Source organism: Larsenimonas suaedae, from assembly GCF_023712105.1.
GTDB lineage: Bacteria > Pseudomonadota > Gammaproteobacteria > Pseudomonadales > Halomonadaceae > Larsenimonas > Larsenimonas suaedae.
This window is the reverse complement of sequence record NZ_JAMLJI010000002.1, coordinates 66,866-80,285: the sequence shown is the minus strand read 5'-3', so window position 1 is coordinate 80,285 and position 13,420 is coordinate 66,866. Positions and strand designations below refer to the sequence as shown.

Annotated in this window: 11 protein-coding genes; 2 read left to right on the top strand and 9 right to left on the bottom strand. The window is 61.1% G+C overall.

Annotation, left to right across the window (positions count from 1 at the left end; genetic code table 11):
* Positions 1–28 precede the first annotated feature (28 nt).
* Both NAT49_RS06375 and NAT49_RS06370 read right to left on the bottom strand, forming a co-directional pair.
* Positions 29–2,254: a TonB-dependent siderophore receptor gene (locus NAT49_RS06375; RefSeq protein WP_251592271.1), complete on the bottom strand. Its 2,226-nt coding sequence runs from the start codon at positions 2,252–2,254 to the stop codon at positions 29–31.
* A gap of 146 nt (positions 2,255–2,400) precedes the next feature.
* Positions 2,401–2,808, bottom strand: a complete 408-nt coding sequence (locus NAT49_RS06370; protein WP_251592269.1) for a DoxX family protein — start codon at positions 2,806–2,808, stop codon at positions 2,401–2,403.
* Between the two features lie 116 nt (positions 2,809–2,924).
* On the opposite strand from NAT49_RS06370, the gene gloA reads away from it, so the two are divergent.
* Both gloA and NAT49_RS06360 read left to right on the top strand, forming a co-directional pair.
* A complete protein-coding gene (gene gloA / locus NAT49_RS06365; RefSeq protein ID WP_251592267.1) occupies positions 2,925–3,368 on the top strand; it encodes a lactoylglutathione lyase in 444 nt (147 codons plus the stop codon).
* 237 nt (positions 3,369–3,605) lie between these two features.
* Positions 3,606–4,718: a GGDEF domain-containing protein gene (locus NAT49_RS06360; protein ID WP_251592265.1), complete on the top strand. Its 1,113-nt coding sequence runs from the start codon at positions 3,606–3,608 to the stop codon at positions 4,716–4,718.
* A gap of 20 nt (positions 4,719–4,738) precedes the next feature.
* On the opposite strand, the gene NAT49_RS06355 is transcribed toward NAT49_RS06360, so the two are convergent.
* From NAT49_RS06355 to NAT49_RS06325, 7 genes are all read right to left on the bottom strand, one after another.
* Complete coding sequence (locus NAT49_RS06355; protein WP_251592263.1) at positions 4,739–5,440, bottom strand: phosphatase PAP2 family protein; 702 nt, start codon at positions 5,438–5,440, stop codon at positions 4,739–4,741.
* A complete protein-coding gene (locus tag NAT49_RS06350) occupies positions 5,437–6,150 on the bottom strand; it encodes a phosphatase PAP2 family protein (protein WP_251592254.1) in 714 nt (237 codons plus the stop codon). The genes NAT49_RS06355 and NAT49_RS06350 overlap by 4 nt, the downstream gene beginning before the upstream one ends.
* Before the next feature lie 184 nt (positions 6,151–6,334).
* Positions 6,335–9,172 carry a valine--tRNA ligase gene (locus NAT49_RS06345; protein WP_251592246.1) on the bottom strand — a complete coding sequence of 946 codons (2,838 nt, stop codon included), beginning with the start codon at positions 9,170–9,172 and terminating at the stop codon, positions 6,335–6,337.
* A 128-nt stretch (positions 9,173–9,300) separates the two neighbouring features.
* Positions 9,301–9,732: a DNA polymerase III subunit chi gene (locus NAT49_RS06340; protein WP_251592237.1), complete on the bottom strand. Its 432-nt coding sequence runs from the start codon at positions 9,730–9,732 to the stop codon at positions 9,301–9,303.
* Positions 9,733–9,739: 7 nt separating this feature from the next.
* A complete protein-coding gene (locus NAT49_RS06335) occupies positions 9,740–10,486 on the bottom strand; it encodes a glucose 1-dehydrogenase (protein ID WP_251592234.1) in 747 nt (248 codons plus the stop codon).
* A 17-nt stretch (positions 10,487–10,503) separates the two neighbouring features.
* Positions 10,504–11,622 carry a branched-chain amino acid aminotransferase gene (locus NAT49_RS06330; RefSeq protein WP_251592232.1) on the bottom strand — a complete coding sequence of 373 codons (1,119 nt, stop codon included), beginning with the start codon at positions 11,620–11,622 and terminating at the stop codon, positions 10,504–10,506.
* A 106-nt stretch (positions 11,623–11,728) separates the two neighbouring features.
* Positions 11,729–13,231 carry a leucyl aminopeptidase gene (locus NAT49_RS06325; protein WP_251592230.1) on the bottom strand — a complete coding sequence of 501 codons (1,503 nt, stop codon included), beginning with the start codon at positions 13,229–13,231 and terminating at the stop codon, positions 11,729–11,731.
* Positions 13,232–13,420: the final 189 nt, after the last annotated feature.

Sequence of the window (13,420 nt, the reverse complement as noted above, 5' to 3'; positions counted from 1 at the left end):
ACACCGCCGCGCAGCGACAGGGCTAGAACTAGAACTGGTAGCTGACGGTCGCGGTGATGCTTCGTTCCTGGCCGTAGTAGCAGTTGCGAAGGCTGGTGCAGGACGACACGTAGGTCTCATCGAGCAGGTTGGTTGCATTGACGCGTGCGTTGAGTCCAGAAAGCTCGGGCGAGAGTTTGCCAAGGTCATAGGCAAGCATGGCGTCGATCAGCGTGTGGGCGCCCACGCGAGTGGTGTTGTCGCTGTCCGCCCAGCTGCTGCCGATGTAACGCGCTCCGGCCCCAATACTGACGCCGTTCAACAGGCCGTCATCCAGGTCATACCGCCCCCAGAGCGAGGCCATGTGCCGCGGCACTTCATAGGGCGTATTGCCTTCGGTGTCGTCGTTGGTCTTGACGTATTCCATGTCGGTGTAGGTGTAGGCCGCCAGGAGTGAGAACTGCTCGGTAAGCCGGGTGGTGGCCGAAAGCTCCACGCCGTGAGTGCGGACCTTGCCGACCGCCTCGTAGTAAGTGGGGGTGCCGGCGGGCACGTCGGCGGCTTCCGCGACGTTGGTCTGGGTCAGGCGATAGAGCGAGGCGGTGTAGTGGTCCTTTGTGCCCGGGGGTTGGTACTTGATGCCGGCTTCGTACTGTTGACCTTCGGTGGGCCCCAGCACCTCGCCACTGGCGTCTGCGCGGGTATTGGGGTTGAAGGATTCCGAATAGCTCAGGTAGGGCGAGAGGCCGTTTTCGAAGGCGTAGAGAAGCCCCGCGCGGCCGCTGAACTGGCTCTGATTGTCGCGTGAGCTGGAGCCTGTGTCTCGCGCATCGTTGGTGGCCCGAGCCCAGTCCTGACGCCCGCCGAGGCTTAGGCGCCACCCGCCAAGCGCCAGTTGATCCTGCAGATAGATGCCGGTCTGCTCGACCTTGTGGCGCCACCGGGTCGGCGCACCGTACTCGATGTCGGGGGTGCCGTAGCGGGGGGCGAAGGCATCGAGCGCGCTGGCGGTGCCGAACTGCCAGGTGCCGGTGTTCTGGCGGTGCTGATAATCGAGTCCGGCCAGCAGGGTGTGCTTGACCGGGCCGGTATCGACGTCGAGCTGCAACTGATTGTCGAGGGCGTAGGCGCTCAAGGATTCGTTGGAACGCGCCGCGCCGCGCTGGAGCCGGTCGCTCTGGCCTTCAAAGGTGCGGGCATAGACCTGGTCGTAGTCGATGTCCATCGAGAGATAGCGAACGTTCTGGCGCGCGGTGAGGGCGTCGTTGATGCGGTGCTCGAGGTGATAGCCCACCATGCGCTGATAGCGGTCGAACCGGTTGGTGCCCGGCTCGCCATCGAAGAAGTGGCGGCTGATGGTCTGGCCGTTGCGCGCGTGAAGGGTGCCTTCAGCCGGCACGAAGCCGTAGAACCCGCTCTCGGGGTCATGTTGCAGGTAGGCCATGAGCGTCAGCGTGGTGTCCTCGCTCGGGGCAAGGGTCACCGAGGGCGCGAGCGTATAGCGCTCCTGCGCGCTGTGGTGGTACATGGTGTCTGAGGTGTCTGCCTGACCGACCAGCCGGAAGGCAAGGGTTTGCGCGTCATCAAGCGGGCCACTGACATCAAGCCGGGCCGCGCGTTGGCCGTTGGTTCCGACGGTGGCCTGCAGCTCGCGGTAGGGCGTGAAGCGCGGGCGCTTGCTGGTCAGGGCCACCAATCCGCCGGGCTGGTTCTGACCGTAGAGCACGGAGCTCGGCCCCTTGAAGACATCGACCCGCTCAAGGAAATACGGGTCGATCTGCGGCGTGTTGTAGGCGCCTGCATCGCCCAGAAGCTTCAAGCCATCGAGATAGGTCGTATCAAGAGTGCTCGTGCCGCCGAACCCGCGCAGGGTAATGAAATCATATCGGCTTGCGCCAGCGCCACGGCCGCCTGCAAAGACGCCCGGCGTGTAACGTAGCGCCTGTTGCACCGAGGCGGCGCCCTGATCCTCGATCTGCTGGCGGGTAACCACCGAGACCGAGTGCGGCGTCTCGTTCAATGCGGTATCGGTCTTGGTCGCACCGAGGCTGGTGGTGACACTGTAGCCCTCGGTCGGGCCGAGGGCGTCGTACAGCCGCTCCGAGCTTACGGTCAGCGTCTTTGCATCGGTTGATGCTGTGCTGGAGGTTCTGGAGGGTGAAGGGTCTGGTGGCGAGACGCCCTCTGCCAGCGCCGGTGATGAAAGGGTGCCGAGCAGAGCGGTCAGCAATAGGGGGTGTCGGGTCGATGCCTGCGCATAGAGTGATAATGACATGGGGGTGGTGTTCCTTGTCCCGTCTGGGCAGATGGCTTCTTGCCAATGCGAATCTTATTGATATTCACTATTATTTGAGGCCTTATCTTACACAGAAACACGTGCGCTTGCACTTAAGGGGTGCCTTGATACAGCGCGTTTTGACCTTAATCCGGACGCAGGCCGTACCGCCCGCCGCCGAGGCAGACCAGCGCCAGGGCACCGAAAAGCCACATCGCTTCTCGCTCGAGGCGCCAACCACCGCCTGAACCGAGTTCGAACACATGGCTTAACTGAAAAAGGGCGATCGCCGCGACAAGATCGATGGCAATAAGGAGCGCGGCCATTCGAACGTAGGCGCCCAGTAGAATCAGAACCGGCGCCACAAGTTCACCGATGAACACGGCGTAGCAGAGCCAGTCCGGCAGGTGCCAAAGTGTTAGCCGGTCACCGATATGGGCAAGGGTTGCTTCATCGCCTACCTTGGCCACGCCGTGAAGCAGAACCGTAAAGCCAAGCGCGGTGCGCAAGAGCAGTTTCCCGAGAGCGTCGTTCTTGAAATTCAGCACCTTCATGACGATAGTCTTACTCCATTGAACGTGGCGGCTTAGCGTCATTTAAGATGCCAGTTCGCTGCTGGCCTAGCCAGTGGCGGTTTGTATGACCCGACGATAATCAGGAAGAGACTGTCATGAAATACCTGCATACGATGGTTCGCATCACCGACATCGATGAATCGCTCAAGTTCTATTGCACACTGCTGGGCATGAAGGAAGTGCGCCGCAAGGAAAGCGAAAAGGGGCGGTTTACCCTGATTTTTCTGGCCGCCGATGAAGACGAGGCGCGCTCCAACGCCGAAACTGCGCCCGAACTTGAACTGACCTACAACTGGGACCCGGAAACGTTGACCGAGGGCGCACGCAACTTCGGGCATCTGGCGTTTCGGGTCGAGGACATCTACCAGACCTGTCAGACGCTGATGGATAACGGCGTCACGATCAATCGTCCGCCGCGCGATGGCCACATGGCATTCGTCAAATCCCCGGATGGCATTTCCATCGAGCTGCTTCAGAAGGGCGATGCGCTGTCACAGAGCGCGCCCTGGGATACGATGGAAAACACCGGCTCCTGGTAATACTCGCTTCTGTGGCGCGCTCCAGGCGGGCGCGCCGCTTCCTGCCCGACCTCTTCTCCAGGCGCCCAACTGGGCAGCGTATTCAGAATGCGTTAATCTGTTTTATCTAATTAAAATTTGTTTCAACAAGGCGCGTGCTCGATGTCCTGCACTTATCGCACTTGTTGGTCGATAACGACCATTGGCTTTTCAATTCAAGCGTCATGGCGCATGCCATGATCGGATCAGGTCGATCTCATGAACGATTCAAGCGCCGCTGGTGGGTTCAAACAGTGGCTGATGCGCGCGCCCGGTACGTTGAGCGCCCGAGAAAACAGAAGTTACGAAGTCTTCGTATGGCTTCATCTGATTCTGATTGTCGACCACCTCGTGTTTTTCCTTCCCGTGTATACCTGGCTGGGGCAGCCGGTGGTGGCGGCCAGCGGCGGCGCAAGCCTGCTGGTTAGCGTACTGTCGTTTCTGAGTCTTCGGCGTGGTCACGTCGATGTGGCGTGTCTGATGCTGCCTGCTGCGCTTTTAGGTCATGTGACCGCTGCCACGCTCCATTTCGGGCTCGAAAGTGGCTTCATGGTGGCGGTGCTGCTCTCGATTCTGTTGCTGTTCATGAGCGAGTTCCCGCTCTTTATCAAAAGCGTGTGCTCATGTGGGTTTTTGATGGTTGTGGTCGGGACGTTCATCATGCTGACGCACTGGTTACCCATCGCACCGCTTGGCTTCGATCAGCGTCAATTCCTGTGGCTTTTGAATCTTTTGAACAGTGGTGTCGTAGTGGCGGCCATGCTCTACAGGTTGAGTGCGGTCACGCTTCGATTCGAGCGAATGTATCAGCGCAGTGCCAACCGGGATTCACTGACCAACGTACTCAACCGCCGTGGCGTCATGGCCGAAGGGGAGCGGTGTCAGCGCTCGGGCCTGCCCTATGCGGTGCTCCTGGTCGATGTGGATCATTTCAAGTCGATCAACGACACCTACGGCCATGCCTGTGGGGACGATGTACTGCGTCACCTGGCGCGGCTAATGACCCAAAGCGTTCGTGAAGGCGATGCGATTGGCCGGGTCGGTGGGGAGGAGTTTCTGGTGCTTTTGCAGGACCTCGACGGGCATGGGGCCGATTTCATTGCCGAGCGGCTTCGACAACGCCTTGAGAAGACGCCGTGTCGCATCAAGCCGGGAGTCAGCGTCCAGGTCACGGCAAGCATCGGCACGGCGTGTTCGCGTCAGGTTACGGCGGGGCTGGGCGCCATTATCGAACAGGCCGACGCCCGTCTTTACGAAGCCAAGCGGCGTGGGCGCAATCGAGTCGTCGGCGCCGAGAGCGAAAGCGACATCATGGCACTCGATGCCGAATGAGCCGCGGGCTGCTTTAGCGTCTAGCCGTAGGGCCGAAACCGGGCGAGCAGGCGGCTGATGCGCTCGATCAGTCGAGAGGCCAGCGGCGTGCCGAGCCACCAGGGCAGGGCGATCAGGGCGATCGACAGCGAGCCCATATAGACGTCACTGAACCAGTGCGCGCCGACCATGATGCGTGGGGCGCTCAACACCACCACCAGTGCAGCACTCAAGGCCCCGATCCGGGGCGTTGCGAACTTCAGCATGAACGCAGCGAAAACCATCAGCATCAGACCGTGGTCGCCCGGGAAGCTGTTGTGTGCGCTGTCCTTGGTCGGAATCGACACCACATCGGTCAGAAGGCGTGCCTGCTCGAAAAAGAGCGTCGGGCTTGCGTGCTTGTAGCTGATGCCATCGTTGGTGAAAAGTGCCAATACCCCGCCGGTCAACAGCATCACCACCCCGATACTTGCCCACTTCACCAGGCGGTTGGGCGCTGTGTCGTGTCGCAGCGCCAAAACGAACAAAAGCCCCATGATGCCAAGTGCCACCATGTCAAAGGCGCGAGCGTTGAGGATGGCCAGCACCGTGGTCCAATCGTTGTGCTCAGGCGTGATGAACTGGTTGAAGAACCAGAAGACGCTGTCGTCGAGCCACGGCCAGAGGGTCAGATGCGGCGCCCACCAGCTGAGAAACAGGGCCGCACCGATCAGATTGAGCAATAGAATGTGCATCGGTTTCATGAGGGATCTCCCTTGGTGGACGTGGGAAACAGTCGGCCCAGTCGTCGGCTGATCCAGGTGGTTAGCGCCCGTGCCACGGGTGTACACAGCACCCAGGGCAGCAGCAACAGCGCCAGTGACAGCGAGCCGACCATGATGTCGCTGACCCAATGCGCCCCGACCATGACCCTGGGGGCAATGGCAATCGCGACCAGCAGGATGCTTGCCCCGCGCGTGAGGCGGTCGCCGAAGGTCAGCATGAAGCCTGCAAAGATCATGGCCATCACGCCGTGATCGCCCGGGAAGCTGTTGCCGGCGCTGTCCTTGGTGGTGAAGTGCACGAAGTTCGACACCAGGCTTGCGTCATCGAAAAATCGCGTAGGGCTTGGGTGATGAAAGGGCAGATGGCGAACGACTTCGTTCATGAGCCCGGCCGTGATCACCATGGTTAGACCGATCCCGAGCCAGCGCCGCCAGCCGCCCCTGGTATCTCGTACACACGCCCAGCTCATGATCGTCAGCATGCCTGCAATGACAAACAGGTCGAACTTGCGGTTGTTGAGCGCGGCAAGCGTTGCGTTCCAATGCGGGTTATCCATCGTGATGAACTGATTGAAAAACCAGAACACGCTGTCATCGACGGTTGACCAGAAGGTGAACTGTGGAATCCACCAGGTCGAGATGAGCAATACCCCCAGGGCATTGAGGCAGAGAATGCGGGTCAGGTTCATGAGCGCAGCCGGGCTTAAAAATGGTTAGCGCGCTATTGTAGAGTAACGGCGTGAAACAGAACAGCGTTTCTTAATTATTTATTAAGATTAATAGTGTCGTTTTTATTGAAGTAGTGCATATGGCGCGCATAAAAAACGGCTGCCTGATGAAGCAGCCGCTTGAAGGGATACGCTAACGAGTTGATTACAGCGCTGAAATCTTGTCGCGCTGGGCCTCAAGGGCCGCAAGGGTGTCCTTGAACTCCGAAAGCTTGGCCTGTTCCTTTTCGACCACGGATGCGGGCGCCTTGGCCAGGAAACCCTCGTTGCCGAGCTTTTTCTCGGTGCCGGTAATAAGGCCCTGTTGCTTCTGGATGTCCTTATCGAGGCGGGCAAGTTCCTTTTCCTTGTCGATCAGATCGGCCATCGGCACCAGCACTTCCATCTGCCCGACCAACTGCGTTGCCGACAGCGGTGCGTCTTCGGGGGTATCGAGCCACTGGGCCGAATTCAGCTTGGCAAGCTTGGTCAAAAACCGCCGATTGGCCTCGAGCTGCGCCTGATCCGAGGCGGTGCCCTTGGTCAGCAGCACGTCCAGTGCCTTGCCCGGTGCGATGTTCTTCTCGGCGCGAATATTACGCACCGCGATGATCACGCCCTTGAGCCACTCGATGCTTTGCGTCGCCTCGGCGTCGAGGCGATTGTCATCGGCCTCGGGCCACGGCTGAACCATGATCGAGTCGCCTTCGGCGCCGGCAAGCGGTGCGATTCGCTGCCAGATTTCCTCGGTGATGAACGGCATCATCGGGTGGGCAAGGCGCAGTACGGTTTCAAGCACCCGTACAAGTGTTCTGCGCGTGCCGCGCTTGGCAGAAAGTGAAGCGTCCTCGTCCCAAAGTACCGGTTTGGAAAGCTCCAGATACCAGTCGCAGTACTCGTTCCAGATGAAGTCGTAAAGCGCCTGAGAGGCGTGGTCGAAGCGATACTCGTCCAGGGCCTTGGTGACCTGGGTCTCGACCTGCTGAAGCCGTGAGATGATCCAGCGGTCGGCCAGTGACAGCACGACCTCGCCGCCTTTGAGGCCGGTATCCTCGCCTTCGGTGTTCATCAGCACGTAGCGCGCGGCGTTCCACAGCTTGTTGCAGAAGTTGCGGTAGCCATCGAGCCGGCCCATGTCGAACTTGATGTCGCGTCCGGTGGAGGCCAGTGACAGGAAGGTATAGCGAAGCGCGTCGGTGCCGTGGGGCTCGATGCCGTCGGGAAACTCGGCCTTGGTCGCCTTGGCGATGGCCTTGGCCTTTTGCGGCTGCATCATGTTGCCGGTGCGCTTGTCGAGCAGGGTGTCGAGCTCAATGCCATCGATCAGGTCGATCGGGTCGAGGACGTTGCCCTTGGACTTCGACATCTTCTGGCCTTGGCTGTCGCGTACGAGGCCATGGACGTAGACGGTCTTGAAGGGCACCTGATCGGTGAATTTAAGCGTCATCATGATCATCCGGGCAACCCAGAAAAAGATGATGTCAAAGCCGGTGACCAGCGTGCTGGTGGGGTGGAACGTCTCGAGCTCCGGTGTTTTCTCAGGCCAGCCAAGGGTGCCGAAGGTCCAGAGCCCGGAGCTGAACCAGGTGTCGAGGACGTCGTCGTCCTGAGTGAGGGTGACGTCATCGCCAAGCCCGTGCTGCTCACGAACGTCGGCCTCACTTCGGCCCACATAGATGGCGCCGGCCTCGTCGTACCAGGCCGGAATGCGGTGGCCCCACCAGAGCTGACGCGAGATGCACCAGTCCTGCAGGTCCCGCATCCAGGCGAAATACATGTTCTCGTAGCTTTTCGGCACGAACTGGATATCGCCGTTCTCGACCGCCGCGATGGCGGGCTTGGCGAGTTCCTCGACGGCCACGAACCATTGGTCGGTCAGAAGCGGCTCGATGACATCGCGCGAGCGGTCGCCGTAGGGCAGGGTATTGGTAATGGTCTCGACCTTGACCAGAAGACCCTGGGCGTCCATGTCCGCGACCAGCTTTTCACGAGCGTCGAACCGGCCAAGACCCTGGTAGGCCTTTGGCAGCGTGGTGTCGATGTCGGTGCGGGGCGCACCGCTCATCGAAAAGACCTCGGCCTGCGAAAGGATGGCGGCGTCCTTGCTGAACACGTTGATCAGCGGCATGTCATGACGCTTGCCGACGGCGTAGTCGTTGAAGTCATGAGCGGGCGTGATCTTGACACAGCCCGAGCCCTTGTCCATTTCGGCGTGCTCATCGGCGACCACCGGAATGCGGCGGCCAACCAGCGGCAGCTCAATGAATGCACCCACAAGCGATGCGTAGCGCTCATCGGCGGGGTTGACCGCCACACAGGTATCCCCCAGCAGGGTTTCCGGGCGCGTGGTGGCCACCACCAGGTGGTCGGCGCCGTCTGCAGTGGTCACGCCGTCGGCGAGCGGGTAGCGGAAGTGCCAGAACTGGCCCTGCTGCTCCTTGTTCTCGACTTCCAGGTCGGAAATCGCGGTATGAAGGGTGGGGTCCCAGTTGACCAGGCGTTTGCCACGGTAGATCAGGTCGTCGTTGTAAAGCCGGATGAAGACTTCCTGCACTGCCTTGTAGAAGCCATCGTCCATGGTGAAGCGTTCGCGGGTCCAGTCGACGCTTGCGCCCATGCGGCGAAGCTGGCGCGTGATGTGGCCACCGGATTCCTGCTTCCACTCCCAGATCTTGTCAGTGAACGCCTCGCGGCCCAGATCGTGTCGGCTCTGACCGGTTTCGTGTTGAAGCTTGCGCTCCACCAGCATCTGGGTGGCGATGCCAGCGTGGTCGGTGCCTACCTGCCACAGGGTGTTGTTGCCCTGCATCCGCTTGAATCGAATCAGGGTGTCCATCAGGGTGTCCTGAAACGCATGACCCATGTGGAGGCTGCCGGTCACGTTGGGCGGCGGAATCATGATGGAGTACGGCGCACCGTGGCCGGCGGGAGAGAATCGCTGATCCGCTTCCCAGCGGTCGTACCAGCGGCGTTCGATCGATTCGGGTTGGTAGGTCTTGTCCATGTACTGACTCGGTAAACTGTATGGGTCGTGGGCGTGCCGCGAGGCGTGGGGCCTGAAACGAGGCGAGAGTATAGCGCTTGAAGGGGGCAGGCGTCATGAGCCTGCCCACGCGGGGCCTGGCTTTTGATCTAGCCCTTGAGCTGATGGGCCTTGACCGGGTAGCCCCGCTCCTTGTAGGTCGACCAGCACGCGCGCTTGGCCACCAGCACCTCCTGGTGCTGGTTGATGATCTCGGCCACGCGCTCGAGGTGGGAAAACCAGCTCGGGATCTCCGGGTGCAGGTTCAAAAGCGCCTCGACCCCGGGTTCCGGCTCGTGGTCCCAGCCGATGGTGACCGGCGTCTTGGGCGTAAGCGGCTCGGTCACCAGCGTGTGAGGGATGTAGCTTTCTGGCTTGAAGGTCCAGAGCCGTTCGTCCATCTGCCGCGCCATGGCTTCATCTTCACAATGCACGTGCAGCCGATACCCCTTCGAGAAGATGGTTTCGGCAAGACGACAGGCGAAGTCGAAGCGCGCCTCGAGAGTGGTCTGCGGCAGAATGTAGAAGTCGATCTGGGTCATGGGTGCCTCAGACGCCGCCGTCGATGTCGAGCTTCGCACCGGTGGTGAATGAGGCGCCCTCGCTTGCAAGCCATAAAATGCCGCTGGCGATTTCACGCGCGTTGCCGGCGCGCCCGAGCGGGATGTTGGCCGAGGATGTTTCCGGCTTGTCCGGGTTGCCGCCGCTTGCGTGGATCTCGGTGTCGATCACGCCGGGGCGAACCGCGTTGACCCGGATGCCATCGCCGGCAAGCTCCTTGGCAAGCCCTTCGGTGAAGGTGTCGATGGCGCCCTTGGACGCGGCGTAATCGACGTACTCACCGCTGCCCCCTCGATGCGCGGCTGCCGAGGACACATTGATGATCGAGCCGCCGTTTCCGCCGTGTCGGGTCGACATGCGTTTGATCGCCTCGCGGGCACAGAGAAACGGCCCGGTCACGTTGATGCGCATCATTCGCTCGATGCGCTCGGCGCTCATGGCCTCGACGCGTGATACCTGATCGACAATGCCTGCGTTGTTGACCAGCACGTCCAGCCGCCCGAAGCGCTCATCGACCGCCTCGAACAGCCGTACGATGTTGGCTTCCGAGGCCATATCGGCCTGCACGGCGATGGCCTCGCCGCCCTTGGCTTCGATGGCCTCGACCACCGCGGAAGCGGCGTCGCGGTCGCTTCGGTAACTCAGCGCGACGGCGTAGCCGGCCTCAAAGGCAAGCTGTGCGGTGGCCGCACCGATGCCGCGACTGCCCCCGGTGATCAACATGACGTTATTCATGATGCCCTCGTCTTTATTCAGGCCAGCTTGACCAGCCAGCCGTGAGTGTCTTCGGCCCGGCCATATTGAATGTCGAGCAGTTTCTTGCGAAGGGTCGAGGCGATGCGTGTCTCTTCACCGCCCTTGATGCGCTCTTCCGGCGTGACCAGCTCTGCAATCGGGGTAATGACGGCGGCGGTGCCGCAGGCAAAAACTTCAGCGATCTCACCGCTTTTAACGCCGTCGCGCCACTCATCGATGCTGATGCGGCGCTCTTCAGGTGTTAGACCTTCGTCTTTTGCAAGCTGAAGAATGCTGTCGCGGGTCACGCCTTCCAAAATGGTGCCGGTCAGCTCGGGGGTGACGATGCGGCCATCCTTGTAAACAAAGAACAGGTTCATGCCGCCGAGTTCTTCGATCCACTTGTGCTCGACCGCGTCCAGAAACGCGACCTGGGCGCAGCCGTTGGCTTCGGCTTCCTGCTGGGCAACCAGCGAGGAAGCGTAGTTGCCGCCGCACTTGGCCGCGCCGGTGCCGCCTGGCCCGGCCCGGTTGTAGTGCTGGGACAGCCAGATGGAGACGGCCTTGAGGTCGCCCTTGAAATACGACCCGGCCGGCGAGGCGATGACGTAGTAGTCCACCAGCTTGGCCGGTTTGACGCCAAGAAACTTCTCGCTTGCGATCATGAACGGGCGAATGTAGAGGCTGCACTCCTCGGAGTCGTCCTTGGGCGTGGGGACCCAGGCCTTGTCCTGTCCGACCAGGGCTTTTACCGAGCCAAGGAAGGTTTCGTCATCGAGCTCGGGCAGTGCAAGACGGCGCGCGGAGCGACGAAAGCGCTCGGCGTTCTTTTCAGGACGGAAGCTCCAGACGCTGCCGTCGGCGTGGCGGTAGGCCTTGATGCCTTCAAAGATTTCCTGGGCGTAATGAAGCACGGACGCCGCCGGGTCAAGCGACAGCGGCCCGTAGGGAGTGACTTCGCCGCGCTCCCAGCCGGTGGCCTTGGTCCAGCGGACATGTGCCATGTGATCGGTAAAGTACGTGCCAAAACCGGGGTTGGCCAGAATGCCGTCACGAAGAGAGTCGGCGGTTGGGGTCGTGGTCGGGCGAACGTAAAAGCCGTCGGTGCTCACTGGGCATTCTCCATCTAGACGCATCGCGATAAACGTAAGGGTAAGGCCAGCCGTGAGGCTGTGCCGTTAAGCATGACATAAGCGCGCCACGCCCGGAAAGGGCGGGCGCACGGGGCCGGTCGGGCCTGGATCAATCGTTGCTGATCTGGACGATTTCGTCGGCGCGGTTGAACAGGTACTGGCTCAAAAGGCCAACAGGCCGGCCGGTGGCGCCTTTCTTGCCATCCCAGGCGACGCCTGCAATGTCCAGGTGTGCCCACGGGTAGTTCTCTGCAAACCGGGACAGGTAGCACGCCGCGGTAATGGTGCCGGCCTTCTTGCCGCCGATGTTGGCAAGGTCTGCGTAGTTGGAATCGAGCTGGCTCTGGTACTCGTCCCACAGCGGCAGATGCCAGGCGCGGTCCCAGGCCTGTTCGCCGGCGTCGAGCAGATCGAGCGCGACGTCGTCGTCGTTGGACAAAAGCCCGGCGGCGTGGTCGCCAAGCGCCACGATGCAGGCGCCGGTAAGCGTTGCGATGTCGATGACGGTTGCCGGGTTGTAGCGCTCGGCGTAGGCCAGGGCGTCACACATGACCAGACGGCCTTCGGCGTCGGTGTTGAGAATTTCGACGGTCAGGCCCTTCAGGGTCTTGATGATGTCGCCGGGCTTGAGCGCACGGCCATCGGGCATGTTCTCGGCGGCTGCAACGATGGCAACGACGTTGATGGCCGGTCGGGTTTCAAGCAGCGTCTTCATGGTACCGAACACGCTCGCCGCGCCGCCCATGTCGAATTTCATCTCGTCCATGTCGGCGCCAGGCTTGATCGAGATACCGCCGGAATCGAAGGTGATGCCCTTGCCCACAAGGACGTAGGGCGCTTCGTTGTCGGCCGCGCCCTTGTATTCCATTACGATCATGCGCGGCGGCTCGGCGCTGCCCTTGCCAACGGCGAGAAGCGCGCCGGCACCGAGTTCCTCGAGCTGATGCTCATCGAAGATGGTGACCTCGAGCGCCGAGTCGCGGCCAAGCGCTTCGGCCTGTTCGGCCAGGTAGCGCGGCGTGCAGACGTTGGCCGGCAGGTTGGCAAGCTGGCGGGTCAGATTGATGCCGCTGCCCACGGCCTGACCTCGGGCAACGCCTGCTTCGGCGTCGCTCTTGGCGTTGGTGTCGCTGAGTAGAATATTGAGCGTTTCAAGCGTATACGCGGTCTTCTTGGTGGTCTTGTAGTCGTCGAAGTGATAAAGGGCACGGATGCCGGCCTCGGCGATCATGCGGGCCTTCCAGGCGGTATCCACGTCCGGCACGTCGATGTCGGTAAACGCGATGGCGGCGTTGTCGACCTTGAGCGTGAGCAGGTGCGTAAGTGCGGCGTCGAGTGCCTTGCGATAGTTCCCCTGGTTCATCTTGTCCGGTGCGCCGCATCCCACCAGCAGCAGACGGTCCGTGCTCAGCCCGGGCGCAAAGGGAAGCAGCTGGGTCTTGCCAAGGCTTGGCTCGAAATCGCCGCGCTCGATCAACTGGTTGATCAGCCGCTCGCTTGCGTCATCGAGCTTCTCGGTGGCCGTCAGGAGTGGCGCGTCCGCCAGCACCGGAACGACGATGCAATCCGTTTCCGTTTTGGCGGGGTTGATGGTGAGAACGGGAAATTCCATGGGGTCTCCACAAGACAAGGGTAAGGTGATTCGCGATAATGCAGGCCCATGATGCGTCTGAATGTGATCGCATGGCGCCAGACAGTGTCCATGTCAGTGTACGCAAAGGCCATCGCTATTGCATGGGCACAAATGCACCGAGCTGACCTGACTCATCGTCAAGGGTCATGCCCTGAAGGCTAGGGAGTC

Coding starts and splice junctions, on each gene's coding strand:
- NAT49_RS06375 (WP_251592271.1), bottom strand. CDS start 2,254: ATGTCATTATCACTCTATGCGCAGGCATCGACCCGACACCCCCTATTG.
- NAT49_RS06370 (WP_251592269.1), bottom strand. CDS start 2,808: ATGAAGGTGCTGAATTTCAAGAACGACGCTCTCGGGAAACTGCTCTTG.
- gloA (WP_251592267.1), top strand. CDS start 2,925: ATGAAATACCTGCATACGATGGTTCGCATCACCGACATCGATGAATCG.
- NAT49_RS06360 (WP_251592265.1), top strand. CDS start 3,606: ATGAACGATTCAAGCGCCGCTGGTGGGTTCAAACAGTGGCTGATGCGC.
- NAT49_RS06355 (WP_251592263.1), bottom strand. CDS start 5,440: ATGAAACCGATGCACATTCTATTGCTCAATCTGATCGGTGCGGCCCTG.
- NAT49_RS06350 (WP_251592254.1), bottom strand. CDS start 6,150: ATGAACCTGACCCGCATTCTCTGCCTCAATGCCCTGGGGGTATTGCTC.
- NAT49_RS06345 (WP_251592246.1), bottom strand. CDS start 9,172: ATGGACAAGACCTACCAACCCGAATCGATCGAACGCCGCTGGTACGAC.
- NAT49_RS06340 (WP_251592237.1), bottom strand. CDS start 9,732: ATGACCCAGATCGACTTCTACATTCTGCCGCAGACCACTCTCGAGGCG.
- NAT49_RS06335 (WP_251592234.1), bottom strand. CDS start 10,486: ATGAATAACGTCATGTTGATCACCGGGGGCAGTCGCGGCATCGGTGCG.
- NAT49_RS06330 (WP_251592232.1), bottom strand. CDS start 11,622: ATGCGTCTAGATGGAGAATGCCCAGTGAGCACCGACGGCTTTTACGTT.
- NAT49_RS06325 (WP_251592230.1), bottom strand. CDS start 13,231: ATGGAATTTCCCGTTCTCACCATCAACCCCGCCAAAACGGAAACGGAT.